The organism is Mesorhizobium sp. M0808 (genome assembly GCF_040320025.1).
Classification (GTDB): Bacteria; Pseudomonadota; Alphaproteobacteria; order Rhizobiales; family Rhizobiaceae; genus Mesorhizobium.
Map to the genome: position 1 here is coordinate 1 of NZ_JAMYOX010000004.1, position 24,054 is coordinate 24,054.

Below are 24,054 nucleotides of genomic sequence, written 5' to 3' on the forward strand. Positions count from 1 at the left end.
AAACCGAAATCTCCACCCCGCGGGTTCCTTCCCTGGAGGCTTCCGGACGCCGGCCTCGAGCCACGCCATCTCAGTAGACGGCCGGCATCCGAAACCCATCACAATCACAGGCATAGAGGCGAGCGAGCTACACGTCTGCTTTGAGGCGAAAGCAGCCGCCCGCAGCGTAGAAGTCAAATGGCTTGGGTCAGAACCTACCATTTACCAATGTCAGCTTCATGATTCATAGGCACAGTCTTGGGAGTCAGATGCGATGGCGGAGCGTCTCAATGATCACCGCCATCGCAGGCGAGAGCTGTCGCCTGCTCGGGTAGTAGAGGTGATAGCCCGCAAATGGCGGACTCCAGTCGTCAAGCACGAGCCTAAGGCATCCCTTGGCGATGTGGTGGCTGACGAGGTTTTCTGGGACATAGGCGATCCCGAAACCGCTTATCGCAGCCTCGATCATGGGAATGGACGAATTGAAGGTGAGTTGGCCTTCCACCCGCACACGAAGGTCGCGGCCATCCCTGGCGAATTCCCAGGCATATAATCCGCCGAACGTCGCCTGCCGCATATTAATGCAGTCATGATCGACCAGATCCTGCGGTGCGGTCGGAACCGGATGGCGGGAAAAGTACTCCGGCGAAGCCACGGCCACGAGCCTCCAATCCGGCCCGATGCGCACTGCGATCATATCCCTGTCGATGCTCTCACCAAGCCGCACGCCTGCGTCGAAGCGCTCCTCCACAATGTTCTTCATGCCGTTGTCGCTGTAGAGTTCGACGCACACGTCAGGATAGTCGCTGAGCAAGGGCTGCAGCTTCGGCCAGACGGTCGTCTGGAGCGCATGGTCGGAAAGCGTGATACGGACCGTTCCGGAGGGCTTGTCGCGAAAGGCCACCAGGCTTGCGAGGTCCGCTTCGATTTCCTCGAAGCGGGGAACAAGAGATTGGAAAAGTCGCTCGCCGGCCTCGGTCGGAGCGACGCTCCGCGTCGTACGCGTCAGCAGGCGGACGCCAAGACGAGCTTCAAGCTCCTTGATTGTCGAGCTCAGGGTCGACTGCGAGGTTCCGAGCTTGGCCGCCGCCTTGGTGAAGCTGCGCTCCCGGGCGACCGCCACGAACCAGAGCAAATCCTTCATGCCATCGCGCTGCATAGGGCACCTCCCGTCGGACATTTATATCATAAGCAGATAAGTCCATGCGAATTACTCAGTCTAATAGAATGGGTTCCTCTGCAATATCTTCCAGCATGGTGACGGGGATGGGCGGCTGATCCACCCCCGTCGCCTTGCAAGGATGCCAATTATGGAAACGACCTACGACACAAGGCTTGTCGAAGACCGCGCCGCATGGGGCGCGGTGCTGTCGATGGCTCTGTGTGTTTCCGTGCTCATCGCGTCGGAATTCATGCCGGTCAGCCTGCTGTCGCCGCTAGCGGCCGATCTCGGCATCACCGAGGGCCGCACGGGACAGGCGATCTCGATTTCGGGCGCTTTCGCCGTCGTGACCAGCCTGCTGGTCGCCGGCCTCACGCGCCGGATCGACCGCCGACTGGTCGTGACCGGCTTCACCCTTCTCCTCATCGTGTCCGGGCTCACTGTCACCTTCGCGCCGAACTACGCGTTCCTCATGGTCGGCCGGGCGCTGCTCGGCATCGCGATCGGCGGGTTCTGGTCGATGTCGACCGCGATCGTCATGCGCCTCGTGCCGCAAGACATGGTTCCGAAGGGTCTCGCCATGCTAAACGCTGGCAATGCCATTGCGGCCACCATCGCCGCGCCGCTGGGCAGTTTTCTTGGCGCCTATGTCGGCTGGCGCGGCGCTTTCTTCCTCGTCGTGCCGCTTGGGCTCCTGGCGCTGGTCTGGCAGTGGACAAGCCTGCCGGCGCTGCCCCCGCGCCGGAGGAAGCGTCCAGGCAATCCGCTGGCGCTCCTCGGCCGTCTTCCTGTCGCCACCGGCATGGCGTCGATCATGATGCTGTTCATGGGCCAGTTCGCGCTCTTCACCTATCTGCGGCCCTTCCTCGAGAGCGTCACTAGGGTCGACATCGCCGCGCTTTCGGCGATCCTGCTGGCGATGGGGCTGGCCGGGGTGCTCGGCACCCTCTGCATAGGCCGGCTTTTGCGCACGCGCCTGTTCAGCATCCTCATCGTCATCCCGCTGGTCATGGCCGCGCTGGCAGCTGCGCTCATCGCCCTCGGTGCCTTGCCGGTTCCCACAGCGCTGCTGCTCGTTGCCTGGGGCTTCTTCGGCACGGCCGCGCCCGTTGGCTGGGGCACGTGGCTCAGCCGGACGTTGCCGGACGACGCAGAGGCCGGCGGCGGGCTGCAGGTGGCAGTCATCCAGCTCGCCATTACAGGCGGCGCCGCGATCGGCGGCACGCTCTTCGATACGGTCGGCTGGTGGGGTGCATTCATTTTCGGCGCGGTGCTGCTCTGTGGATCGGCGCTCGCCGCCTTTGCAGCATCGCATTTGGCCCGGAGGTCGCAGCCATGACGGCAGCCATGACGATCGACCGTCCGGACCTCAGCCGCCGCGCGTTGCTCGGCGGCGCGCTCGCGGCAACGGTCCTGCCGCGGGCCGCCCGCAGCCAGCAGGGCAGCAACCCAGGCAGCCAGGAGCCCACCGACATGAGGATCAAGATGATTTTCAATGGCCGGACCATGACCGCCACGCTCTACGACAATCCGTCGGCGCGCGACTTCTTCACCATGCTGCCGCTCGATCTCACCATCGACGACTACGCGCATAACGAGAAGATTGCCTATCTGCCGCGCAAGCTGACGGAGGAGGGCAGCGGCCCGTTCGGCAACGAGCGGCCATACGACCTTTGCTACTTCATGCCCTGGGGCAATCTGGCCATGTTCTACGCCGACTACCGCCATCCCGGGCTGATCAGGCTCGGCCGCTTCGACGCGGGCGAAGAGGCCCTACACGTAAGCGGCAAGTTCCCGCTTCGCATCGAACGCATCTGACAGGAGATCACCATGGATATTCTTCGCGCAGGCACCAGGCCGTCTGGCGAGGGGCCTTCCGACTGGTTCACCGGCACGGTCCGCATCGATCCGCTGTTCAACCCGTTCGACGCCGCGCGCGTGCAGGGCGCGCAGGTGACGTTCGAGCCGGGCGCCCGCACCGCCTGGCACACGCATCCGCTTGGACAGACGTTGATCGTCGTCTCCGGCCTCGGCCTCGTTCAGAGCGAGGGCGGGCCGGTCGAGGAGATCCGTCTCGGTGACGTTGTCTGGTTCGCACCCGGCGAGAAGCATTGGCACGGTGCCTCACCCGAGACGGCCATGATCCACATTGCCCTCCAGGAGGTCAAAGACGGCAAGGTGGTGGACTGGCTGGAACACGTCAGCGACGCCGACTACGGCGCCTGACATCGATTGAACGAAAGGAAAGCAAAATGCTCGCAACCGTTCTTCATAAGCCCGGCGACATCCGCTGCGAGGAAGTCGAAGACCCAAGGATCCTTCGCCCGACGGATGCTATCATCAAGCTCTCGGCGAGCTGCATCTGCGGCTCGGACCTGTGGCCCTATCGCGGGCTGCAGCCGGTCAACGGCCCGATGCATATGGGCCACGAATATTGTGGCATCGTCGTCGAGGTCGGCGCAGAGGTGGGCACGGTCCGTCCCGGCCAGTTCGTCGTCGGCTCGTTCTGCCTCTCCGACAATACCTGCCCGCATTGCCGCTTCGGCTTCCAGTCGTCCTGTGTGCAGCGCGAGTTCATGTCGGGCGCGCAGGCGCCTTACGCCCGCGTGCCGTTGGCGGATGGCACACTGGTCGCCACCGCCGAGGTGCCGCCGGCCGAACTCATCCCTGACCTGCTGGCTGTGTCCGATGTGCTCGGCACCGGCTGGTATGCGGCCGACGCAGCCGAGGTCCGAGAAGGATCGACGGTGGTGGTGGTCGGCGACGGTGCGGTCGGCCTGATGGGCGTCCTCGCGGCCAAGGAGATGGGCGCTGAGCGCATCATCGCCATGAGCCGGCACGCCAGCCGCCAAAAACTCGCCCGCGAATTCGGCGCGACCGACATCGTCGCTGAGCGCGGCGAGGAAGGTGTGGCCCGGATCAAAGGGCTCACTAAGGACGTCGGCGCGGACTCGGTGCTGGAATGCGTTGGCACGGCGGAATCCTTCGACCAGGCGCTGGCCTGCTCTCGCCCCGGCGGCACCATCGGCTATGTCGGCGTGCCGCATGGCGTGAGCTTCGATGGCCAGAATCTCTTCTTCGGCCAGAAGCGCATGCTGGGCGGCCCCGCGCCGGTGCGCCGCTTCCTGCCCGACCTCATGGACCGTGTGCTCAAGGGCAGGATCAAGCCCGGCAAGGTCTTCGACCTCAAGCTGCCGTTGGCCGAGGTCGCTGAAGGCTACCGCGCCATGGACGAGCGGCGCGCCATCAAGGTCATGCTTTCGGTGTAAGCGAAGATTGGGCGGACGGCCTGTCCGCACCCACAAACGAGAAAAAGAACAACGACATATGACGATGAGATTGAAGATCGCTGCCCTTGCGCTTGCGCTTTCGGTCGCCACGCCGGCTTTCTCCCAAGAGTCCCCGATCATCGGCGCATGGCGCATGAGGTCGCTCGAGGCCGGTGCCGAGGGAAACCTCAAGCCCGTGCCATATTCCGGCCAGGTCATCTTCACCGAGGCCGGCACCCTCTCGGTGCAGGCCCAGAACCCCGACGCTAAGGCGCCGGACACGCCTTACACGGCGAATGGCTACGAAGCCTATTACGGGCCGGTCGCCATCAACGACCAGGACAAGACCTTCGTCATCACGATCGAGTCCTCCCTGGTCCGCAACCTTGTCGGGAAGAGCATGAAACGCAAATTCGAAGTCTCGGACAACAAACTGGTCCTGACGCCGGACAATCCGGCCGAAGGCTGGCGCGTGACCTACGAACGTTACTGATCGGAACAGCCCGGCTGTCAACGTGTTATCGGTGGCCACAATGGCGCGGACTTCTGACCGAAATGGCGCGATGGCGGAACTGGTGCCAATCATGGCGGCTGTCTTCGCCGGCTTCCTCCTGATCGGCTTGGCGCTACCCGTCCTGCCGCTGCATCTTCACCAGCAGCTCGGCTTCGGCCCCTTCGCAGTCGGGCTGGTGACGGGCAGCCAGTTCGTCGCCTCGATGCTGTCGCGCATTGGAGCCGGAAATTATGCCGATGGGCGCGGCGGCAAGCGGGCCGTCGTCGTCGGCCTCATTGCCGCTGTCCTGGCGGGGTTCATTTACCTCGGCTCGCTGGCATTGCTCGACCGGCCGGTAGCGTCCGCATCGGCGCTCTTCGCCGGGCGGGCGGTACTGGGCGCGTCTGAGAGCTTCATCATCACAGGCGGCGTCGCCTGGGGCCTCTCCCTTGCGGGCGGACAAACTCCGGAAAGGTCTTAGCCTGGGTGGGCACGGCGATGTTCGCGGCGCTCGCGCTAGGCGCGCCGATCGGATCTGCGCTTTACGCGGCGAGCGGCTTCGCCGCGATCGCACTCGCGACGGTCGGCCTGCCGCTTGCGACGCTGCTTGCCATCCTGCCTATGCGTGGCACCAGCCTCGCCGCGAGCGCCGCACGACAGTCATGGACGAGCGTGGCGCAAGCGGTCTGGCTTCCCGGCGTCGGAGCTGCTTTCAGCAGCCTTGGCTATGGCGCGATCCTGTCCTTTGGCGCGCTGCTCTTTGCCGAACGCGGCTGGCAGCCGGTCTGGCTTCCCTTCACCACTTATGCCGCGTCGCTGATCGCGGCAAGGCTGTGCTTCGGCCACCTGCCTGACAGGTTAGGGGGCGCGCGCGTCGCCGTGATCTTCGTGGCGGTCGAGGCGGCAGGGCTGATGCTGATCTGGCTTGCGCCTGGGCCCGTTCTCGCCGCCATCGGAGCGGGCCTGACTGGCCTCGGCTACTCGCTGGTCTATCCCGGTTTCGGTGCCGAGGCCGTAACCCATCTTCCACCACGCAGCCGCGGCCTGGCCATGGGACTCTACACCGTCTTCCTCGACGTGGCGCTCGGCTTCGGCAGTCCGGCGCTCGGCTTGGTCGCTGGGTCGGCCGGGCTGCAATTCGTCTTCTTCGCCGTCGCGACGGCGACGCTTCCGGCGTTGGGCATCGCTCTGCTGCTGGGTCGCCGTAACGCTCCACTATAGAGCCGGATAGTCTGGGCTCGAGATGTCGCGCAACTACGATCGCTCCCGCTTCGCGAGAAGCTGAGGCATCAGCCGAACCTGCTTTTGGTGGCGATAGAGGCCGATCAGGTCGTCGGATCGATCATGGCCGGGTATGACGGCCATCGAGGGTGGATATCGCGCATCGCTATCTTGCAGTCCCATCGCCAAAAAGGGATCGGCGAGGCCCTCATCCATGAGGCCGAAAGGCGGCTCGCCGGCCTTGGTTGCATAAAGATCAACCTCCAAATTGTCGCTTCCAATTCGACGGTTCTTGGGTTCTACCGAAAGTGCGGATACGAGGTCGAGGAGCGCATAAGCATGAGCAAACTGTTACCGAAAGTTTGAGGTGCTCCGCCGATTAACTCGTCGTCGCGGCTCGGCGGCTCAGGTCCGTTGGAATCTTGCTGCCGGTCATTATTGTGGCAGGCGAACCTCTCCGGGTGAATCGCGCTGCGGGATACGGCCGACGGCCGAAGCCGGGCGAAGTCCAGCCAGCCGGAGGGAGCCCTACATACGGTCGAATTACTGGAGCAGTGAGGACATGCATGCAGATCGCATCCAAGCCACGCGTCCGCCTGGCAAGCCGTCAGGAACTGGATGGAATTGGGTTGCTCGTCTCAGAGGCTTTCGCATCGTTACGGCCCGTTCTGGCACCGCACATCTTCGAGCCCTACGTCAAGGATGCGCGGGATGTCGCGGGGAGATGGGCGAAAGCTAGCGTCGCGGTGCTCGAAGCCGAGGGACGCCTCGTCGGGACGGTCACCTACTACGCCGATGCCGCCTTTGACGGCATGGGCTGGCCGCCCGGGCTGGCAGGCCTCAGGACTCTCGCGGTTGTTCCCTCGGCACAGGGCCGCGGATATGGCCGCGCGCTTTGCGAATGGTGCGTCATGCAAGCGCGTCTGCAGGGCTCAGGCGGCCTTGCGCTTCACATTGCCTCGTCCATGACGTCTGCATACAAGCTGTATGAAAGCCTTGGCTTCGAGAGACGCCCCGCCCACGACCTTTTCGCCTCCGACATTATTGGCTTTGATCCAGCACTCGGCGATCAGCAGATCATCGCCTACCTGCTGCCGCTCAAGCAGGTCGAGAGCAGCCGCGATCGATAATGTTCGACCGCCGTTTGAACGGACGGAGGCATCATCTCGCTTCCGGATGCTGTCCGCAGCTTCCACCGTTTGTCTCGATGCGAGCAGCTCCTAGTCTTTCGTATAGTCAGGCCCAAAACGAGTCGGCAGGTTGTCGGCGAGTTTCAACCAAGGGAGCTTCTCCTCAAAAGCGACATGCAGCGTAGGTGCAAATTTTTCTGGCTCCTCCATCGCTGCCGCAAAAAAATGCATGACATCAGACATGTTCTTTGGGCGGAAGGACAGCGGCGTGCCACAGTGATCGCAAAATGTTCTTTCCACACCGGGAGAAGAGTTGAATACCTTCGGTAGCTTGCCCAGCCATCGCCATTGGCCGTTCAAGACGCCAATATAGGAGGTCATCGGCGCAGAACATTGCCGCCGACAACTTTCACAATGACAGACCACGCAGGCCTGTGCCGGGCCATCGACTTCAAAGGCAATAGCGCCACATAAGCAATGACCACGCATGCAAATTCTCCTTGAGCCAACAAGGACAGCTTCATGCCTGGGCGTGAGGGAGGCGCCATGAAATGCGTCGAGCTGGCGCCCAATTCCGACATTCGGCGCTGGCGATTGTCCTCGCGTGCGCGAGGCGTTGCCTCCAAGCTGCCTTCACTACCCCCTTTCGGCATATTGAAATGTTCGTAGAGTTTCTCCGCCGGGCCGCTGAATTCAGGGCCTGGCAGGTCTATCGCAACCCGAACACTACAGTGGAATTGCGGTCACTTCCTTGGCCGTTCGGATCACGAACATCGTGTGGTATCGCGCGACGTTGCTTCGGTCTCGGAACAGTCGCTCGCACAGCGCATCGAACTCTTCCATATCCGTCAGGCGGAGCATGAGGACGGCGTCGGTTTCGCCGCTCACACTGTAGGCCTGAGTGACGGCCGGTTCCTGAGCGGCCAACTCGAGAAAGTCCCTCATATACTGCTCGCCATGACGCTCCAGTTCGACGGCGACGATCGCCTTCAAGCCCCGGCCAGCCTTTGCCGGTGCGAGAAGCGCGACAACGCGGCTGATGACACCGCTCTTCTTCAGTCGTCGTATGCGGCGCAGGCAGCTCGAAGGGGAAAGCCCGACTAACCCCGCCAGTTTGGCGTTAGTTCGTGAGGCATCATCCTGGAGCAGGTTGAGAAGCCTTCTGTCGATCTTGTCCATGTCGGTCGCGCTCATCGTCGGTGCGTTGCAATTTTATTGCACGGAATCGCAAACTTTGACCACAAATGCGAAGCGTCTCACGCTACTCAGACGGCTCCAGGAATGATGGAGCAGCATGATGGCAATTTGCGCCGCCTTCTATCGCAAGACATTGGAGACGCTTGAAATCTATTGGGAACTGGTTCGCGTGATCGTTCCGGTTGCGATTGCCACGCGGCTGCTGCAGGACCTTGGCGTCATCCAGGCGATTTCTCCGTTCTTCTCCCCGCTCATGTTGCAGGTGGGGTTGCCACCTGAACTCGCCTTTGCCTGGCTGACGGGATTGCTGGTCGGGATCTGGGGCGCGCTTGTGATCGTACTCACCTTGGTTCCGGTTTCGGCGCTCAGCACTGCCGACATGACGGTTCTTTCGGCTCTCTTGCTGTTTGCACATGCCATTCCGATCGAGCAACGGATCATTCAGAGGGCCGGGCCGAGCTTCCTGGTCACCGCGGCGCTTCGTATTGGCGGGGGTTTGGTCTTTGCTGTCCTTCTGCATCAGATATTCGCCGTGACCGGATGGCTGTCAGGACCGGTGAAGCCGGCGTGGATGCCGACGAATGAAAGCACCGACTGGGGCGGCTTTCTCCTGGGTACGCTCAAAACCCTGGGCATCATGCTCGTTGTTCTGCTTGCGCTGAGCTGGGTGATCGAGCTTCTCAAGATGTCGGGCATTTTGGAGTGGATGAACAGAGGGCTTGCACCGCTCTTTCGGCTCGCCGGCATCGAAAAGCAGACGGTACCTTTCGCCGCTGTTGGCCTGTTTCTCGGGATTTCCTATGGCGCAGGACTGCTGATCCGCGAGGCGCGCACGCCTAGCGCCGAGCCGCGTCAGATATTCCTTGCCTGCGTGTTCATGGGTTTTGCCCATAGCCTCATTGAGGATACGTTGGTCGTTGTCACACTTGGCGCTGATGTTACGAGCGTGCTTCTCGGTCGCCTAGCGTTTGCCGTGCTCGCGACCGCCGTGATCGCAAAAGTAATCAAGGCGGTTCCCGACGCTCTTTTCTTCAAGACACTCTTCCACAAGGAAGAAGACAGTCCGCGCAATCGGATTTCGGAGCCCGCGATTAGCGGGCCGTTGACGTGAGCCCTCCTTACGCAGCAGCCGACATGTGTGTCGCATCGCTATCGGGACAGGACGCGGCTACCCCTCTCCCGACAGATCGCGCCGCGCCTTGTCGAGTTCCTCGGCATAGCGCCGCATCAGGTGGCCTTCGGTCAGCAGACCGACCACCTTGCGATCGGTGAAATCTTCGACCACCGCCAATTCCTCGGCGCCGGCGCGCTGGAAGGTCTCGGCGGCCGTCTGCACGTTCATGCTCGGCACCAGCACCGCATCCCTGAATTTGGCGAAGGACAGCACCGGCATCTCGTCATCCGACAAATGGCTGTGCAATTCGGCGACGATCAGCACGCCGACATAATGCAGGTCGGCGTCAACCGCGATGACGCGCTGCGAGGCACCGAGCGGCACCTGCTTGCGGAATTCCGCAAGCGTCGTCGAGGCGTCGATGGTGCGGACATCCTTTCGCATCATCGAGCCGACAGTCAGGCTCCGCATCCAGCCGACATCATGCGCGCTGCGGATCGTTTCGCCGCGCAGGTGAAAGCGCCATGTCGAGAAGGAATAGCCGAACGTTTCGCGCACCAGGATCGCCGCCATGAGCGAGGCGGCCAGCACCACGCCGGTCAGCGTCAGGTCGCGGGTCGATTCCAGCGCCAGGAAGGTCATCGTCAACGGGCCGCCGACGACGCCGACGGCGAGCGAGGTCATGCCGACGACGGCGGCGACGGCAGGGTCGATGCCGGTCGCCGGCGAGACGAATGCCATCGCGCCGGCAAACATCTTGCCGAGCAGCGCGCCGAGAAACAACGAGGCAAAGAACAAGCCGCCGCGGAAGCCGGAGCCGAGCGAGATCGCCGAGGCCGCCAGCTTCAGCACGAAGACGCTGGCCACCACGGCCAGCCCGTAATTCATCGCGAATTCGCGGTGCAGCGCGCCATGGCCGCTGGACAGGACCTGCGGCGTGACCAGCCCCAGCAGCCCGACCATCACGCCGCCGAAGGCGGGGCGCAGCGAGGCGTCGATCGACAGCCGGGCAAAGAGGCGCTCGATCAGGCTCACCAGATGCATGATGGCGATGGAAGCACCGCCGCCCAGAAGCCCGAGCAGCATGAACGGCAAATACTGGCTGACGGTGAGCTGCGGCAGACCGGCGAGCTCCAGCGGAAACGGCACGCCGCCGAACACCTCTGCGGTCAGCGAGGCCGAGATCGCGGCGGCCATCACCGGCGCAACATTGGCGACCGAGTAGATGCCGATGACTAGCTCGAAACCGTAGAAGGCGCCGGTCAGCGGCGCGTCGAAGGCGGCGGCGATCGCGCCGGCGGCACCGCAGCCGACCAGGATGCGGACATCGTTGCGGCGCAGCCTGAACAAGCGCGCCAGCCGCGACGCCAGGCCCGAACCCACCTGCGTATAGCCGGCCTCGAGCCCGACCGAAGCGCCGAAGCCGCTCGAGATCATCGTCTGCCCGGCGATGATGAAGGTGTCGGTCAGCGACATGCGGCCGCCATAAAGCGCGTTGGCTTCGATCGGATCGACCGGCGTGCGGAACTTCCGCTTTCTCAGCCAGATCACCGTCAGCCCGAGCAGGATGCCGCCGATCGCCGGGATCAGCGCCTGCTCCGGCCTTTGCAGCGAAAACATCGCCGAAAGCCGACCGCCGGGCTGAACGCCGAACATAAGCCCGTGCAGGACCTGCACCAGTCCGCTCATGCCGGTGACCAGCGCACCCGCCATCACCCCGACCAGGGCAGCCAGAATGACGACGGCAATACCGCGCGCCTCGAGCAGCGGGATCGATCTGATCAGCACCGCGCGCAACCGGCGGGCATAGACTTGCGGTTCGTTTCTGGGCGGTTCGTTTCTGGAAAGCACCGGGGCGGCTCGCCGATATTCGTGGGTGCCTGATACCCTCGGCAACATCGCGTGGCAACATGCAGGCCGCCGAGGTGTCATGCCCGCGTGATGCTGCGGCGATAAACCCCATCTTCATCTCGGGGAGCCGCGTTGACGTAAACGTCAACCCGAAGCTATATGCGCCGGCGACCGTGATCGCGAAATGCGCAAGACGGCGACTTCGGCCAGATCGAAGTGTCCCGGATCGAAGTGCCAATGAGCGACAAACGCAACGAGACGAGGAGAACCGCCATGGGCGTTCAGGAAATTGCCGACAAGATCAGCGCGCGCGTGGCGAGTGCCGGGTTCGACCGTTCCGTGAAGTTCGATACCGGCGGCGACGGTGTCATCGTCATCGACGGCGCTGATGTCTCGACCATCGACGGGCCGGCCGACTGCACCATAAAGCTTTCGCTCGACGATCTGGACTCGCTGATATCAGGCGACCTCAACCCGACCATGGCCTTCATGTCCGGCAAGATAAAGGTCGAAGGCGACATGAGCGTCGCCATGGCGCTCAGCCAACTGATCGGCTGATCGCTTGAGGTGAAACAAGCCGCCGCACGATGGCGGGCGGCTTGCTTCGAACCATCAGGCAGCGAGCGGCAGTCTCTGCGCCTTCAGCTTGCGCCCTGCCGCCTTCAGCGTGCCTTGCGCGCCGTCGAGTGCGCCGACAACCAGTTCCCGCGCCAGCAGGCGGTGCCGCTCGTAAGGCCCCGGCATGGCCAGCGAGCCGGTCTTTGCGGCCGAAAACCCGAAGCGCTCGTAATAGGGCGCGTCGCCGACCAGCAGGATCGCCGCATGGCCAAGCCGCTCGGCCTCAGTGACCGCATGGCGCATCAGCGCCGAGCCGATGCCGGCATTTTTCAGCGCCGGGTCGATCGCAAGCGGGCCGAGCAGCAGCGCTGCCGTGCTGCCCTCGCCCAGCACCACGTCCCACAGCCGCACCGTGCCGGCAACAGTGCCCGACGCGTCGCGCGCGACAAAGGCCAGGCCCTCCGAAGGCCGGCGGCCGCGCCGCAGCTTTTCCGACGACTTCTTCCGGCGCTTCGGCCCCATGGCGCGATCGAGCAAAGCCTCGCGAGCCGGGACGTCGGCGGCGGTTTCGGCGACGACCGCAATCTCCCCCCTCGAGGGGGAGATGTCGCCGAAGGCGACAGAGGGGGTTGTCGCGCGTGAAGCGCCGGCCTCCATCTGCGGCAGGAGGCCGAGTCCAGTCGAACCGACCCCCTCTGGCCGCTTCGCGGCCATCTCCCCCTCGAGGGGGGAGATTCCCACGCCTTCAACGATGAGATCTGCAATGTTCATTTCCGCGATCCTTCACAAGCGGATTGTTCCACAGGCGAGCCCGGGCGGGCGACAGGCGCCCACCGGGGATGATCTGAGCAACTCTTGCGAGCCCTCAGATCACGTAGGATCGGAGAGGCTCGAAGCCGTTGAAGGCGACCGAGGCGTAGGTCGTCGTGTAGGCGCCGGTGCCCTCGATCAGCACCTCGTCGCCGATGGTCAGCGATAAGGGCAGCGGGTACGGCGTCTTTTCGTACATCACGTCGGCCGAATCGCAGGTCGGGCCGGCGAGCACGCAAGGCGCGGTCTCGCTGCCGTCATGCGCGGTGACGATCGGATAGCGGATCGCCTCGTCCATGGTCTCGGCAAGACCGCCGAACTTGCCGATGTCGAGGAACACCCAGCGCACATTGTCGTTATCGGCCTTCTTCGAGATCAGCACGACCTCCGACTTGATCACCCCGGCATTGCCGACCATGCCGCGGCCCGGCTCGATGATCGTCTCGGGGATGGCGTTGCCGAAATGCTTCCTGAGCGCCGAGAAGATCGCCTGGCCATAGGCCTGCGCCACCGGCACATCCCTGAGATAGCGGGTCGGGAAGCCGCCGCCCATATTGACCATCTTCAGCACGATGCCTTCGTCGGCCAGCGTCGCGAACACCTTCTTGGCGTCGGCCAGCGCGCGATCCCAGGCGGTCAGGTCGGTCTGCTGCGAGCCGACATGGAATGATACGCCATGGGCGTCGAGGCCGAGCGCCCTGGCATGGCGCAGCACGTCGACCGCCATCGCCGGCACACAGCCGAACTTGCGCGACAGCGGCCATTCGGCACCCTCGCCGTCGGTCAGGACGCGGCAGAACACACGGGCGCCGGGAGCGACGCGGGCGATCTTCTCGACCTCCTCGACGCAGTCCACCGCAAACAGCCGGATGCCGAGCTGGTAGGCGCGCTGGATGTCGCGCTCCTTCTTGATGGTGTTGCCGAAGGAGATGCGGTCCGCCGGCGCACCGGCGTCCATCGCCATCTCGACTTCGGCAACGGAAGCGGTGTCGAAGGACGAGCCCATCGCAGCAAGCAGGCGCAGGATTTCCGGCGCCGGATTTGCTTTCACCGCATAGTAGATCTTGGAATCGGGAAGCGCCTTCTCGAAGGCGCGGAAATTGTCGCGCACGACATCGAGGTCGACGACGAGGCACGGGCCGTTCGGACGTCGGGTGGCGAGAAAGTCAAGGATGCGCTGGGTAGCCATCGGGGTCTCTCCATCAGCGCCTTTCGGCGCGCACAAAGGCTTGCGGACGCGGGCTCTCGGCCTCGCGAACACGCGGTGGACAAAGGCGGGACGGAAATCCATGGAACCAGCCGGTGGAGACCCCGGAACCATGAAGCGCCGTCTCGCGGCGGTGAACCTTGGCCTTGCCCGGCCTCGGTTCGCTTTGTCTGCCTTGGCTTGGATGGGAGACCCGTCCGCACTGCCGGCAATGAAGGTGTGCCTCTTCAGTAACCCCGGTCTTTGGACGACCGGCAGAACACCAGAAAGGCCCGCACCGTCGTTGCTTCAAGGTGTCCTCGGTTGGCGGTTGGCCGCTAAACCGACTGGAGGGGATGGCTCCAGTTACCTTACCGATTGCCCTCACCATTCGAGGATCGGCGGACACCCACAGGCACGTGCGACTTTGGGCAAGCGCGATATAAGATCGAAAGATTTCACAATCAATAAAAATCGTATCGCAGGTTGTAAAATTTGTGGCATCGAACAATGCTGCGGGACCAGAAGAACAATGCTGCGGCAAGCACACCCGGATATCGAACGCATGACAGGCACTCGCGGCCCGCTGAACGCTTTTCTCGATCTTGATCAAGTCCCTGTTACCAATGCGCAATCCGGCCCGCTTGCCGGCTTGCGGTTGGCCGTCAAGGATATCTTCGACGTCGCCGGGTACCGCACCGGTTGCGGCAATCCGCAGAAATACCGCGAAGCCTCGCCGGCCACGGCCACCGCGCCGGCCGTCCAGACGCTGCTTGATTCGGGCGCCCGCTTCGTCGGCAAGACGCAGACCGACGAACTCGCCTTTTCCCTGCTGGGGCTGAACGCGCATTTCCCATCGCCGATCAATCCGGCGGCACCCGACCGCGTCACCGGCGGCTCGTCCTCGGGTTCTGCTTCTGCAGTCGCCGGCGGGCTGGCCGATATCGCCACCGGCTCCGACACCGGCGGCTCGATCCGTGCGCCGGCAAGCTTCTGCGGCCTGATCGGCCTCAGGACCACGCATGGCCGCATTTCGCTCGACGGCGCCATGCCGCTGGCGCCTTCGCTGGACACGTTCGGCTGGTTTGCCAGGGATATCGTCACCTACGAAAAGGTCGGCACGGTGCTGCTCGGCGACGATCCGCACCGCCACGAACTGGTACGCCCTCTTGCCCTCGACGCGCTGGACAGCCTCGTGCTCGGCCCGCTGGAGGCCGAGGAATATCGCGCCATGGTCCGCAGTGTCGCTTCGGTGCTGGGCGCGCCGCGCAGCGTTGGCCCGCTGTCGCATTCCACCGACGATCTTTATTGGTGCTTCCGCAAGCTGCAAGGCTATGAAGCCTGGCAAAGCCACGGCGCCTGGATCGCTGGCGGCGACCGCATGCTGGGACCCGGCGTCAAGGAGCGCTTCGAGCATGGCGCGACCGTCGGCCCGGCAACCGCGCAGCACGAAACGGAACGTCGCGTTTCGTTTCGCCTCGAGCTTACCGACCTGCTTGGCGAGGACGGCGTTCTTGTGCTTCCGACCGCTCCGGGTGCCGCGCCGCTCAAGGCCGAATTATTTGATGATTTGCAGATCTATCGCGAGCGCGCGCTGAGATTGCTGTGTCTTTCCGGCCTGTCTGGATTTCCGCAGATCACGCTGCCGCTCGGCAAGACCGGCGGGGCGCCGTTCGGTCTTTCGCTGCTCGGCCCGAAGAACAGCGACCGGCAGTTGATTACGCTCGCCGCCCGCATCCTTTCAGCCCACCAAGGAGGCGCATGACATGGATACGCTGACCCGCATGCGCGCCTTCATCGATGTCGTCGAGGCCGAAGGCTTTTCGGCGGCGGCACGCAAGATCGGCCGCTCGAAGGCGCTGCTGTCGAAATATGTGCGCGAGCTGGAGGACGAGCTCGGCGCGCTACTGCTCAACCGCACCACCAGGCAGTTCTCGATGACCGAAGCCGGCCACACCTATTACCGGCGCGCCTCGGAGATCGTGCGCGAGGTCGACAGCCTTGCCGATGCGGTGCGCGAATCCTCCGGCGACGTCCGCGGCAGGATCAAGCTGTCGGCGCCGCGCACCTTTGCCGACGCGCCGATCGGCCAATCGCTGATCGACTTCGCCAAGCAGCATCCCGACATCGTGCTCGACATTCATCTCGACGACCGCTTCGTCGATCTGGTCGAAGAGGGTTTCGATCTGGCAGTGCGCATTTCGCGGCTGGAAAATTCCTCACTGATCGCCAGGCGCCTGGCGCCGTTTTCGGTACGGCTTTGCGCGTCTCCCGAACTGATCGCCAAGCACGGCATGCCGGTCAGGGCGCAAGACCTTGCCCGCGTGCCTTGCATCATCGACACCAATGGCCGCTGGCTCACCAACTGGCCGTTCAAGGGCGACGGTGCCGATACGGTGAGTGTTTCGGTCTCCGGCCCGATCGAGGTCAACAGCCCGATGGCGGCGAGGGCGGCCGCCGTGGCTGGACTGGGGTTTTCCATCCTGCCGGATTTTATCGCCGCGCCCGACATCGAAAGCGGCAAGCTGGTGACTGCGCTGGATGACCGCATTCTGCCCGGCGGCGGCATTTTTGCTGTCTATCCGCACCGGCGCTATCTGCCTGCAAAAGTTCGCGTTTTCGTCGACTTCCTGGTGCAGTGGTTCAAGACGCTGGACAACGCATGAGCTTTCAGCCGCGTTGCGGTCCCATTTTCGCCCGCTTTCTGGTAACTGTCGGCAATTCACCGAAGCCGATTGAATCGCGACCGAGAATGCACCTGAAACGGCAAGCAATGATGCTGGCTTCGGCCTTGACCGCGACGTTTGCCGCCGTCGGACCGGCTGAGGTGCATCCCCACGTCTTCGCTGAAGCCCGCCTCGAAGTGGTCCTCGGCCCGGATCACCAAACTGTGAAGGCATTGCGCCATGTCTGGCGCTTCGATGATTTGTTTTCGAGCACGGTGATGATGGAGTTCGACAAGAATTCCGACCTGAAACTCGACGACAAAGAGCTGAAGGATGTCGCCGACACCGTCCATGCCTCGCTTGCCGAGTTCAACTATTTCCAGCTCGTCACCGTCGACGGCAAGGACGTGGCAATGACCCCGCCGCCTCATTTGATGGCCAATTTCGACAATGACCAGTTGATCATCCTGTTTGAATCTGAACCGAAGGTGCCGATCAAACTGAGCGGCAAGATAGATATCGGCGTCTACGACCCGACCTTCTACACCGCGATCGATTTCACCGAGGATGCCAATCTGCAGGTCGATGGGTTGCCGCCGACCTGCACCAGCAAGGTTGTCCGCCCGAACCCGGACGAGGCGATCGCCCAGAACCAGAAGACCCTGACCGAGGCCTTCTTCAACGATCCGACAGGCACCGACATGAGCAAGATCTTTGCCACCAAGCTTGAACTGACCTGTCAGCCGGAAGGATAGATCCAGTGACCAAACCGTCCCTGCGTTTGGCATTCGGTCTTCTGGCCGTCGCCTTTGTGATGACGCACTTTCTCGGCACCGCCCACGCCCAGAGTTCACTCGGCATCGGCACCAATGACGGCATGGCTCCAACCGCCACCGGCCCGTTCGCCCACATCCTGATGTGGATCAATCTGCGCCAGCAGGAATTCTATCATGCGCTTGCCGGCGCGATGAAGGCGATGCGCCAGGACGGCAGCAAGTTGTGGCTGCTCATCGGCCTGTCCTTTGCCTATGGCATTTTCCACGCCGCCGGCCCCGGTCACGGCAAGGCGGTGATCTCTTCCTACATGGTGGCCAATGAAGTGGCGCTCCGGCGCGGCATCATGCTGTCCTTCGTCTCGGCCCTGCTGCAGGCGCTGACCGCGATCATGGTGATGCTGGTCGCCTATTTCTTGCTGCGCGGCACTGCTGTCTCGATGACAGACGCCGCATGGTTCCTCGAAATCATGAGCTATGTCTTCGTCACTCTGTTCGGCGCCTGGCTGCTGTGGCGCAAGGCCGGCCCGGCCATCCTTCGCCTGTTCGGCGCAAATCCGGGCTACAGCCTCTCGGCTGCCCATGCCGGCCATTCACATGCCGGCCATTCACATGCCCATGCGGCACATTCCCACGCGCTTGATGCGCATGACCACCACGATCATGCGCATGACCATCACGATCACGGCGCCCACGACCACGCCCATGCTGCGCACGATCACCACAGCCACGCGGCGGGCGAGGTCTGCGACACCTGCGGACACTCGCATGCGCCCGACCCGGCGCTGCTTTCCGGTGATCGCTTCGATTGGCGCACGGCCTGGTCGGCGGTGGCTGCCGTCGGTATCCGCCCCTGTTCAGGCGCGCTGATCGTGCTGAGCTTCGCCTTGCTGAATGGGCTGTGGTTCGGCGGCATCCTTTCGGTGCTGGCCATGGCGCTCGGCACCGCAATCACCGTCTCGGCCCTGGCGACGCTTGCGGTGACCGCGAAGAACTGGGCGGTGTATTTCGCCGGCGATGGCCGCATGGGCAACCGCATCCATTCGATCGTCGAGATCGGCGGCGCCGCCTTCGTCTTCCTGTTCGGCCTGCTGCTGCTCTCGGCCAGCCTGACTGGCGCCTGACCTCGTTGCGTCCGATCGGGGCGCTTTAACTAGGGATATTGCCCCCCAACTCGTCCTCGATATGGACGCGGATGATCTCGTCGAAGCTCGTTTCGGCGGCAAAGCCAAGCTCCCTCGAGCGCCGCGCCTCGAAGCGTGTCGGCCAGCCCTTGACGATCGCCCAGATCGTCTCGTCGGGCTCCTCGCGGATCAGTTTGGCCGCCTTGGCGCCGGCGACACGTTCCAGCGCCTCGATCTGCTCGCCGACAGTGACGGCAACACCCGGCATCGTCAGGTTGCGGCGCGGTCCGACGGCGGCGCCGTCGATCTGAGCCGCATGGATCAGGAAATTCACCGCCGAACGCGGGCTGGCGTGTGTGTGGACGACCGAGCGCGGCACCGGCAGGATCGCTTCATGGCCGCTCAGCGGCTCGCGGATGATACCGGAGAAGAACCCTGAGGCCGCCTTGTTCGGCTTTCCCGGCCTGACGCAGATGGTCGGCAGCCTGATGCCGATGCCGTCGAAGAAACCGCGGCGCGTATAGTCGGCAAGCAGCGCCTCGCCGATCAGCTTCTGTGTGCCGTAGGAGGTCAGCGGCGTCGGGTGGAACTCGTCCGGAATGATGTCGGGAAACGGTGCGCCGAACACGGCGATCGACGAGGTGAAGACGACGCGTGGCGTATAGGCGGCCAAGCGGATGGCATCGAACAGCGCCCTTGTGCCGTCGAGATTGACGCGATAGCCGAGATCGAAATTGGCCTCCGCCTCACCCGACACCACGCCGGCGAGATGGAAGATCACGTCGGGGCGCGGCGCGACCAGATTTGCGGTCGCTCCCGGTGCGGCAAGGTCGCCGGTGTGGAGGGTAATGCTGACACCTTCGAGCACCGGCGCTTGCGGCGGCACGATATCGTGAAGATCGAGCGCGGCGATCTTGCGGCCGCCGAGCGTCCCGTCCTTGGCCAACCTGGCGATGAGTTTGCGGCCGACCATGCCTGCCGCGCCGGTAATCAGAATGCGCATGTCACTTTCCCTTTTTGCGCTGGCTGCGGCTACGCAGCCAGAACACGACGAAGATTGCTACCATGAAGATCGCCGCGACGACGCCGGCAAGAACCGTCGAGACCTTGCCGACCGCCAGCATCACGGTTGGAAGATAATAGGCTGCGATGCCGAACAGCAGCAAAACCCAGGCGGCGCCGATCGCCGCATTGCGGGTGTCGCGGTCCATCACGCGGCGCCAGGGTGGCGAGAGTTCATGTCGATCGTTGCCAATGCCAGGAACTCCCGAAGTCAATGATAATGGCCGCGGTGCGGTGGCGTATCATGCGCATGCTCGTGCTCGTCATCATGCTCATGGCTGTCGGCACATCGGCCGAATTCCGGTTCGACCGTGGCATGGGCTATGCCATGTTCCGCCGCAAGCCGCTTCTTGATCGCGCTTACCGCCATATGCGCGTCGACGCCGTCATTGAGGCAGGCATGCAACGTCGCCATGTTGCTGGAGCCGTCGAGCGACCAGACATGCATGTGATGCACCTCGCGCACGCCCTTGACCGAGCCTTCGATGTCCCTCGCGATCAGGTCGCGGTCGAGGCTTGCCGGCACGCCCTCGAGCAGGACGTGAGCTGCCTCGCGCATCAGCGACCAGGCCGTGGACAGGATCAGCAGCGAGACCAGCATCGACAGGATCGGATCGATGGGCGTCCAGCCCGTCGCCAGGATCACCAGCGCCGCGACGATCGCCGCGGCCGAGCCGAGCAGGTCGCCGAGCACGTGCAGGATGGCGCCGCGCATGTTCAGGCTGCCGCGGTCGCCGCCATGCAGCACGTAGAACGAGCCGAGATTGACCAGCAGGCCGGCGATCGCGACGACCAGCATCGGCCCGCCGAGCACCGGAGCCGGCGCTTGCAAGCGGCCCCAAGCCTCGTAGACGATCCACAGCGCGATGGCGAAGATGGCGATGCCGTTGGTGTAGGCGACCAGCGTCTTGACCCGGCCGAAGCCGTAGGTGAGGCGCACGGTCGCCGGCCGGCTCGCAAGGTGAAAGGCATACCAGGCAAGGCCGAGCGCGACGCAATCGGCAAGCATATGGCCGGCATCCGCCAGCAGGGCCAGTGAACCGGTGAAGATGGCGCCTAGCGTCTCCGCGACCATGAAGCCGGCGGTCAGGCAGGCAGCGATCAGCACGCGCTTCTTGTCGGTCGAGCCATGCACATGACCTGCGCCATGGCTGTGGTCGTGGCCCTGCGAAGCGTGGTCGTGGGAATGCGCCATCTATGAGCTCCTGCTAGAGCCTGGTCCATCCCGGCAGAATCGGGATGGAGGCTCTATCTTTTTATTTGACCATGATCTTTTCCGAAAACCGGATTCCACTTTTCGGGAGCATGGTCAGGCGCCGAACTCGGCGCGAAAATCCTCGAGCCGCCGCCTCTGCTGGCCATCGCTGTCGAAATTAGCCGGATCGAGCCACGCCTCATAGGCTCTGCGCAGATCAGGCCATTCCTTGTCGATGATCGAATACCACGCGGTATCGCGGTTTTCGCCCTTGACCACAAGATGCTGACGGAAAATGCCCTCGAACGTGAAGCCGAAACGTTCCGCCGCGCGCTTCGACGGCTCGTTTCGATTGTTGCATTTCCATTCGTAGCGGCGGTAGCCAAGCTCGTCGAAGACATACTTCATGAACAGGAACTGCGCTTCCGTCGCCGCCGGCTTACGCGAGATCAGCGGGCCCCAATAGATGTTGCCGATCTCGATGACGCCGTAGGCGGCGTCGATACGCATCAGCGTCTGCCGCCCGGCGACCTTGCCGCTGGCCTTGTCGATGACGGTAAAAAACAGGGGGTCTTCGCTGGCTTCCGCCTTGTCCAGCCATGGCTGGAAGGCGGCACGGCTCTCCGGCGGGTAGTCTGGCAGCCAGGCGAAGCGGCCGTCGACATCGGCCACCGACGAGGCCTCAAACAGGCCGTCGCCGTGCTTTTCGGCGTTGAGCGGCTCCAGCCTGACAGTGCGCCCCTCCAGCACCTTGCGTTCGGGCCGCGGGCGCGGTTGCCAATTCTTGAGATTTTCCGACACCGAAAACTCCAATCCGTTTGACTTTTGCGGGCGGACGCTCACAAAAACGCACGCTCGCTGAAAGAACCACACGGACGGGAAAAATGCTCCACACGATTTCGGCCTTCGACCGCCTCGGCGAGGAAAATGCGTTCGCGGTGCTGGCGCGTGCCACGGCACTTGCCCACCAGGGCCGCGACATTGTCAATCTCGGCATCGGCCAGCCCGACTTCAAGACGCCGCAGCACATCGTCGAGGCCGCGATCAAGGCGCTGCGCGACGGCCATCACGGCTATACGCCGGCCAACGGCCTGCTGGCGACGCGCGAAGCGGTGGTCCGCCGCACGCTGGCCACCACCGGCGTCGAAGTCTCGCCGGAAGCGGTGATGATCCTGCCCGGCGGCAAGCCGACCATGTTCGCGGCCATCCTGATGTTCGGCGAGCCGGGTGCCGAAATCCTCTATCCCGATCCCGGCTTTCCGATCTACCGCTCGATGATCGAGTTCACCGGTGCTGCCCCCATCCCGGTGCCGATGCGCGAGGAGAACGGCTTTGCCTTTTCGGCTGCGGAGACCTTGGCGCTGATCACCCCGAAGACCAGGCTGCTGATCCTCAACTCGCCCGCCAATCCGACCGGCGGCGTCACGCCTCGCGCCGAGATCGAAAAGCTGGTCAGGGGGCTGCAAGCGCACCCGGACGTCGCCATCCTCTCCGACGAGATCTACGACGTGATGACCTATGACGGCGAGACGCACTGCTCGCTGCTCGCCTTCCCTGAAATCCGCGACCGGCTGATCGTGCTCAACGGCTGGTCGAAGACCTGGGCGATGACCGGCTGGCGCATGGGCTGGTCGATCTGGCCGAATGGCGACAAGGGCGCGCATCTCTACGACAAGGTGCGCAAGCTCGCGGTCAATTGCTGGTCCTGCGTCAACGCACCGAGCCAGTATGCCGGCATAGCCGCCATCGACGGCCCGCAGGACGATGTCGACAAGATGATGCGCGCCTTCGACCGCCGCAGGAAGGTCGTGGTCGAGGGGTTGAATGCCTTGCCCGGCGTTTCCTGCATTACGCCGAAAGGCGCCTTCTATGCCTTCCCCAATGTTTCCAAGACCGGCTGGAAGGCCAAGAAGCTCGCCTCGGCTCTGCTCGAGGATGCCGGCGTGGCGCTGATCGGCGGCCCCGATTTCGGCATTCTCGGCGAAGGCTATGTCAGGCTGTCCTACGCCAATTCCGAGGAGAACATCCTGCGCGCGCTGGAGCGGATCGAGGCGTTCCTGGCGAAGTGAGGACGACGAAAGGAGAAGCCAGATGTTCTATGCCATTCTTGCCTATCACGAGGAAGAAGCGATTACGGCACTGACGCCTGAGCAGGATGCGGCGCTGATGACCGATCTTCTCCAGATCAACGATCGGCTCTACCGGCAAGGCACCCTTGGGCCGGCGGCCCGGCTCGGCGCGACACAAGACGCCTGCACCTTGCGCGGGCCAGGCACCGGAATGGTTATCGACGGCCCCTTCGCCGAGACCAAGGAACAATTGCTGGGGCTCTATGTCGTCGACTGCGCCACCCGTGACGCCGCCATCGACATTGCGCGCGACCTTCGCCGCGTCAATCCGACCGCCGTCTACGAAATCCGCCCGATTTCGCTATATTTACCCGGCGTGCCGCTTCCGGTCACCCGGCCCTGATTTAGGACCGGGTTGAGACCAATTTAGCCTCGCCCGACAAATGGCATCTTCGTCGCCATCACGGTCATGAACAGCACGTTGGCGTCGAGCGGCAGGCTGGCCATATGGAGGACGGCATCGGCGACGCGCTCGACATCCATCACCGCTTCGGCGGCAATGGTGCCGTTGGCTTGCGGCACGCCGACCGTCATCGCCTGCGCCATGTCGGTCAGCGCGTTGCCGATGTCGATCTGGCCGCAAGCAATGTCGAAGGGCCTGCCGTCCAGCGCCAGCGTCTTGGTCAGCCCGGTGATGGCGTGCTTGGTCGCCGTATAGGGCACCGAGCCCGGCCGCGGCGCATAGGCCGATACCGAGCCGTTGTTGATGATGCGGCCGCCCATCGGCTGCTGCCTGCGCATGGCGCCGAACGCGGCGCGAGCACATAGGAACGAGCCGGTGAGATTGACCCCGACGATGTCGTTCCACACGTCGACCGGGATGTCGTCGATCAACGTCGATTTGTAGCTCGTGCCGGCATTGTTGAAGAGCAGGTCGACGCGCCCGAAAGCCGCAGCCACCGTCTCGAACAGATCGTCGACCTGATCGGCCTTGCTGATGTCGCAGGCGAAGGCCAATGCCTTGGCCTGCGTCGGCCCGGCCGCGGCGATCGCATCCTCCAGCACCGGCTTGCGGCGACCGCAGAAGACCGTGTTCCAGCCGGCCTTGAGCAGCGCCGTGGCGACGCTTTTGCCGATGCCCGTACCGGCGCCGGTGACGATGGCGGTTTTAGAGTCGGTCATGGCTGTACTCCCT

At 63.6% G+C, this 24,054-nt stretch carries 28 protein-coding genes; 17 read left to right on the forward strand and 11 right to left on the reverse strand.

Going from position 1 to position 24,054, the window contains the following annotated elements; translation table 11 throughout:
* Positions 1 to 244: 244 nt before the first annotated feature.
* Positions 245 to 1,138 (reverse strand): LysR family transcriptional regulator, encoded by an 894-nt coding sequence (locus NKI25_RS07350; RefSeq protein ID WP_023675440.1) that lies wholly within the window; start codon positions 1,136 to 1,138, stop codon positions 245 to 247.
* A 151-nt stretch (positions 1,139 to 1,289) separates the two neighbouring features.
* Here NKI25_RS07350 and NKI25_RS07355 point away from each other — a divergent pair, with 151 nt between their 5' ends.
* The 9 genes from NKI25_RS07355 (at position 1,290) to NKI25_RS07395 (ending at position 7,254) form a co-directional block, all read left to right on the forward strand.
* The gene (locus NKI25_RS07355; protein ID WP_031211387.1) at positions 1,290 to 2,480 is read left to right on the forward strand and encodes an MFS transporter; all 1,191 of its coding nucleotides are present in this window, start codon (positions 1,290 to 1,292) and stop codon (positions 2,478 to 2,480) included.
* Positions 2,477 to 2,959 carry a cyclophilin-like fold protein gene (locus NKI25_RS07360; RefSeq protein ID WP_502897339.1) on the forward strand — a complete coding sequence of 161 codons (483 nt, stop codon included), beginning with the start codon at positions 2,477 to 2,479 and terminating at the stop codon, positions 2,957 to 2,959. Before NKI25_RS07355 ends, NKI25_RS07360 begins: the two co-directional genes overlap by 4 nt.
* Positions 2,960 to 2,971: 12 nt before the next feature.
* The gene (locus tag NKI25_RS07365) at positions 2,972 to 3,367 is read left to right on the forward strand and encodes a (R)-mandelonitrile lyase (protein WP_352576066.1); all 396 of its coding nucleotides are present in this window, start codon (positions 2,972 to 2,974) and stop codon (positions 3,365 to 3,367) included.
* A gap of 26 nt (positions 3,368 to 3,393) precedes the next feature.
* Positions 3,394 to 4,410, forward strand: a complete 1,017-nt coding sequence (locus NKI25_RS07370; RefSeq protein ID WP_352576068.1) for a zinc-dependent alcohol dehydrogenase family protein — start codon at positions 3,394 to 3,396, stop codon at positions 4,408 to 4,410.
* 58 nt (positions 4,411 to 4,468) lie between these two features.
* Positions 4,469 to 4,903: a lipocalin-like domain-containing protein gene (locus NKI25_RS07375; RefSeq protein WP_352576070.1), complete on the forward strand. Its 435-nt coding sequence runs from the start codon at positions 4,469 to 4,471 to the stop codon at positions 4,901 to 4,903.
* A 91-nt stretch (positions 4,904 to 4,994) separates the two neighbouring features.
* Positions 4,995 to 5,384 carry a hypothetical protein gene (locus NKI25_RS07380; RefSeq protein WP_352998297.1) on the forward strand — a complete coding sequence of 130 codons (390 nt, stop codon included), beginning with the start codon at positions 4,995 to 4,997 and terminating at the stop codon, positions 5,382 to 5,384.
* A gap of 17 nt (positions 5,385 to 5,401) precedes the next feature.
* The gene (locus NKI25_RS07385; RefSeq protein ID WP_352998298.1) at positions 5,402 to 6,124 is read left to right on the forward strand and encodes an MFS transporter; all 723 of its coding nucleotides are present in this window, start codon (positions 5,402 to 5,404) and stop codon (positions 6,122 to 6,124) included.
* Positions 6,125 to 6,211: 87 nt separating this feature from the next.
* The gene (locus NKI25_RS07390; protein ID WP_352998299.1) at positions 6,212 to 6,490 is read left to right on the forward strand and encodes a GNAT family N-acetyltransferase; all 279 of its coding nucleotides are present in this window, start codon (positions 6,212 to 6,214) and stop codon (positions 6,488 to 6,490) included.
* A gap of 200 nt (positions 6,491 to 6,690) precedes the next feature.
* A complete protein-coding gene (locus NKI25_RS07395) occupies positions 6,691 to 7,254 on the forward strand; it encodes a GNAT family N-acetyltransferase (RefSeq protein ID WP_352785704.1) in 564 nt (187 codons plus the stop codon).
* A gap of 90 nt (positions 7,255 to 7,344) precedes the next feature.
* Here the strand turns inward: NKI25_RS07395 and NKI25_RS07400 are convergent, their stop codons facing one another.
* Positions 7,345 to 7,743, reverse strand: coding sequence for a GFA family protein (locus tag NKI25_RS07400; RefSeq protein ID WP_352785702.1), 399 nt, complete (start codon positions 7,741 to 7,743; stop codon positions 7,345 to 7,347).
* A gap of 237 nt (positions 7,744 to 7,980) precedes the next feature.
* Positions 7,981 to 8,433, reverse strand: coding sequence for an Lrp/AsnC family transcriptional regulator (locus NKI25_RS07405; protein WP_023675430.1), 453 nt, complete (start codon positions 8,431 to 8,433; stop codon positions 7,981 to 7,983).
* A 118-nt stretch (positions 8,434 to 8,551) separates the two neighbouring features.
* On the opposite strand from NKI25_RS07405, the gene NKI25_RS07410 reads away from it, so the two are divergent.
* Positions 8,552 to 9,562 carry a nucleoside recognition domain-containing protein gene (locus NKI25_RS07410; protein ID WP_352830137.1) on the forward strand — a complete coding sequence of 337 codons (1,011 nt, stop codon included), beginning with the start codon at positions 8,552 to 8,554 and terminating at the stop codon, positions 9,560 to 9,562.
* A gap of 57 nt (positions 9,563 to 9,619) precedes the next feature.
* Here NKI25_RS07410 and NKI25_RS07415 read toward each other — a convergent pair whose 3' ends face one another.
* Complete coding sequence (locus NKI25_RS07415) at positions 9,620 to 11,353, reverse strand: chloride channel protein (protein WP_502896888.1); 1,734 nt, start codon at positions 11,351 to 11,353, stop codon at positions 9,620 to 9,622.
* 336 nt (positions 11,354 to 11,689) lie between these two features.
* On the opposite strand from NKI25_RS07415, the gene NKI25_RS07420 reads away from it, so the two are divergent.
* On the forward strand, positions 11,690 to 11,974 hold the full coding sequence (locus tag NKI25_RS07420; protein ID WP_352588487.1) for an SCP2 sterol-binding domain-containing protein: 285 nt from the start codon (positions 11,690 to 11,692) through the stop codon (positions 11,972 to 11,974).
* A gap of 54 nt (positions 11,975 to 12,028) precedes the next feature.
* On the opposite strand, the gene NKI25_RS07425 is transcribed toward NKI25_RS07420, so the two are convergent.
* Entirely contained in the window at positions 12,029 to 12,631 is a 603-nt protein-coding gene (locus NKI25_RS07425) for a GNAT family N-acetyltransferase (protein ID WP_352588490.1), read from the reverse strand.
* A gap of 208 nt (positions 12,632 to 12,839) precedes the next feature.
* On the reverse strand, positions 12,840 to 13,973 hold the full coding sequence (gene odc2, locus NKI25_RS07430; RefSeq protein WP_023675424.1) for an ornithine/lysine decarboxylase: 1,134 nt from the start codon (positions 13,971 to 13,973) through the stop codon (positions 12,840 to 12,842).
* Between the two features lie 562 nt (positions 13,974 to 14,535).
* Here odc2 and NKI25_RS07435 point away from each other — a divergent pair.
* From NKI25_RS07435 to NKI25_RS07450, 4 genes are all read left to right on the forward strand, one after another.
* Entirely contained in the window at positions 14,536 to 15,735 is a 1,200-nt protein-coding gene (locus tag NKI25_RS07435; protein ID WP_352588042.1) for an amidase, read from the forward strand.
* Between the two features lies 1 nt (position 15,736).
* Positions 15,737 to 16,636, forward strand: a complete 900-nt coding sequence (locus NKI25_RS07440) for a LysR family transcriptional regulator (RefSeq protein ID WP_352588045.1) — start codon at positions 15,737 to 15,739, stop codon at positions 16,634 to 16,636.
* 86 nt (positions 16,637 to 16,722) lie between these two features.
* Positions 16,723 to 17,391 carry a DUF1007 family protein gene (locus NKI25_RS07445; RefSeq protein ID WP_352564924.1) on the forward strand — a complete coding sequence of 223 codons (669 nt, stop codon included), beginning with the start codon at positions 16,723 to 16,725 and terminating at the stop codon, positions 17,389 to 17,391.
* Between the two features lie 5 nt (positions 17,392 to 17,396).
* Positions 17,397 to 18,533, forward strand: coding sequence for a nickel/cobalt transporter (locus NKI25_RS07450; protein WP_502897340.1), 1,137 nt, complete (start codon positions 17,397 to 17,399; stop codon positions 18,531 to 18,533).
* Positions 18,534 to 18,558: 25 nt separating this feature from the next.
* Here NKI25_RS07450 and denD read toward each other — a convergent pair whose 3' ends face one another.
* The 4 genes from denD to NKI25_RS07470 form a co-directional block, all read right to left on the reverse strand.
* Positions 18,559 to 19,536, reverse strand: a complete 978-nt coding sequence (gene denD, locus NKI25_RS07455; RefSeq protein WP_352702850.1) for a D-erythronate dehydrogenase — start codon at positions 19,534 to 19,536, stop codon at positions 18,559 to 18,561.
* Position 19,537: 1 nt separating this feature from the next.
* Positions 19,538 to 19,744, reverse strand: a complete 207-nt coding sequence (locus tag NKI25_RS07460; RefSeq protein WP_352448198.1) for a hypothetical protein — start codon at positions 19,742 to 19,744, stop codon at positions 19,538 to 19,540.
* A gap of 62 nt (positions 19,745 to 19,806) precedes the next feature.
* Entirely contained in the window at positions 19,807 to 20,790 is a 984-nt protein-coding gene (locus NKI25_RS07465; RefSeq protein WP_352998300.1) for a cation diffusion facilitator family transporter, read from the reverse strand.
* A gap of 114 nt (positions 20,791 to 20,904) precedes the next feature.
* On the reverse strand, positions 20,905 to 21,591 hold the full coding sequence (locus tag NKI25_RS07470; RefSeq protein ID WP_352702853.1) for a GNAT family N-acetyltransferase: 687 nt from the start codon (positions 21,589 to 21,591) through the stop codon (positions 20,905 to 20,907).
* Between the two features lie 83 nt (positions 21,592 to 21,674).
* On the opposite strand from NKI25_RS07470, the gene NKI25_RS07475 reads away from it, so the two are divergent.
* Together NKI25_RS07475 and NKI25_RS07480 are read left to right on the forward strand one after the other, a co-directional pair.
* Entirely contained in the window at positions 21,675 to 22,859 is a 1,185-nt protein-coding gene (locus NKI25_RS07475) for a pyridoxal phosphate-dependent aminotransferase (protein WP_352488769.1), read from the forward strand.
* Positions 22,860 to 22,881: 22 nt separating this feature from the next.
* Complete coding sequence (locus NKI25_RS07480; protein WP_352702855.1) at positions 22,882 to 23,262, forward strand: YciI family protein; 381 nt, start codon at positions 22,882 to 22,884, stop codon at positions 23,260 to 23,262.
* Positions 23,263 to 23,285: 23 nt separating this feature from the next.
* Here the strand turns inward: NKI25_RS07480 and NKI25_RS07485 are convergent, their stop codons facing one another.
* Positions 23,286 to 24,041, reverse strand: a complete 756-nt coding sequence (locus tag NKI25_RS07485) for an SDR family oxidoreductase (RefSeq protein ID WP_023675411.1) — start codon at positions 24,039 to 24,041, stop codon at positions 23,286 to 23,288.
* Positions 24,042 to 24,054 lie beyond the last annotated feature (13 nt).

What these genes read in the sequence shown, in the direction of transcription:
- NKI25_RS07350 (WP_023675440.1), bottom strand. Translation starts at nt 1,138, where the DNA reads ATGCAGCGCGATGGCATGAAGGATTTGCTCTGGTTCGTGGCGGTCGCC.
- NKI25_RS07355 (WP_031211387.1), top strand. Translation starts at nt 1,290, where the DNA reads ATGGAAACGACCTACGACACAAGGCTTGTCGAAGACCGCGCCGCATGG.
- NKI25_RS07360 (WP_502897339.1), top strand. Translation starts at nt 2,477, where the DNA reads ATGACGGCAGCCATGACGATCGACCGTCCGGACCTCAGCCGCCGCGCG.
- NKI25_RS07365 (WP_352576066.1), top strand. Translation starts at nt 2,972, where the DNA reads ATGGATATTCTTCGCGCAGGCACCAGGCCGTCTGGCGAGGGGCCTTCC.
- NKI25_RS07370 (WP_352576068.1), top strand. Translation starts at nt 3,394, where the DNA reads ATGCTCGCAACCGTTCTTCATAAGCCCGGCGACATCCGCTGCGAGGAA.
- NKI25_RS07375 (WP_352576070.1), top strand. Translation starts at nt 4,469, where the DNA reads ATGACGATGAGATTGAAGATCGCTGCCCTTGCGCTTGCGCTTTCGGTC.
- NKI25_RS07380 (WP_352998297.1), top strand. Translation starts at nt 4,995, where the DNA reads ATGGCGGCTGTCTTCGCCGGCTTCCTCCTGATCGGCTTGGCGCTACCC.
- NKI25_RS07385 (WP_352998298.1), top strand. Translation starts at nt 5,402, where the DNA reads ATGTTCGCGGCGCTCGCGCTAGGCGCGCCGATCGGATCTGCGCTTTAC.
- NKI25_RS07395 (WP_352785704.1), top strand. Translation starts at nt 6,691, where the DNA reads ATGCAGATCGCATCCAAGCCACGCGTCCGCCTGGCAAGCCGTCAGGAA.
- NKI25_RS07400 (WP_352785702.1), bottom strand. Translation starts at nt 7,743, where the DNA reads ATGCGTGGTCATTGCTTATGTGGCGCTATTGCCTTTGAAGTCGATGGC.
- NKI25_RS07405 (WP_023675430.1), bottom strand. Translation starts at nt 8,433, where the DNA reads ATGGACAAGATCGACAGAAGGCTTCTCAACCTGCTCCAGGATGATGCC.
- NKI25_RS07410 (WP_352830137.1), top strand. Translation starts at nt 8,552, where the DNA reads ATGGCAATTTGCGCCGCCTTCTATCGCAAGACATTGGAGACGCTTGAA.
- NKI25_RS07420 (WP_352588487.1), top strand. Translation starts at nt 11,690, where the DNA reads ATGGGCGTTCAGGAAATTGCCGACAAGATCAGCGCGCGCGTGGCGAGT.
- NKI25_RS07425 (WP_352588490.1), bottom strand. Translation starts at nt 12,631, where the DNA reads ATGGAGGCCGGCGCTTCACGCGCGACAACCCCCTCTGTCGCCTTCGGC.
- odc2 (WP_023675424.1), bottom strand. Translation starts at nt 13,973, where the DNA reads ATGGCTACCCAGCGCATCCTTGACTTTCTCGCCACCCGACGTCCGAAC.
- NKI25_RS07435 (WP_352588042.1), top strand. Translation starts at nt 14,536, where the DNA reads ATGACAGGCACTCGCGGCCCGCTGAACGCTTTTCTCGATCTTGATCAA.
- NKI25_RS07440 (WP_352588045.1), top strand. Translation starts at nt 15,737, where the DNA reads ATGGATACGCTGACCCGCATGCGCGCCTTCATCGATGTCGTCGAGGCC.
- NKI25_RS07445 (WP_352564924.1), top strand. Translation starts at nt 16,723, where the DNA reads ATGCACCTGAAACGGCAAGCAATGATGCTGGCTTCGGCCTTGACCGCG.
- denD (WP_352702850.1), bottom strand. Translation starts at nt 19,536, where the DNA reads ATGCGCATTCTGATTACCGGCGCGGCAGGCATGGTCGGCCGCAAACTC.
- NKI25_RS07460 (WP_352448198.1), bottom strand. Translation starts at nt 19,744, where the DNA reads ATGGACCGCGACACCCGCAATGCGGCGATCGGCGCCGCCTGGGTTTTG.
- NKI25_RS07465 (WP_352998300.1), bottom strand. Translation starts at nt 20,790, where the DNA reads ATGGCGCATTCCCACGACCACGCTTCGCAGGGCCACGACCACAGCCAT.
- NKI25_RS07475 (WP_352488769.1), top strand. Translation starts at nt 21,675, where the DNA reads ATGCTCCACACGATTTCGGCCTTCGACCGCCTCGGCGAGGAAAATGCG.
- NKI25_RS07480 (WP_352702855.1), top strand. Translation starts at nt 22,882, where the DNA reads ATGTTCTATGCCATTCTTGCCTATCACGAGGAAGAAGCGATTACGGCA.
- NKI25_RS07485 (WP_023675411.1), bottom strand. Translation starts at nt 24,041, where the DNA reads ATGACCGACTCTAAAACCGCCATCGTCACCGGCGCCGGTACGGGCATC.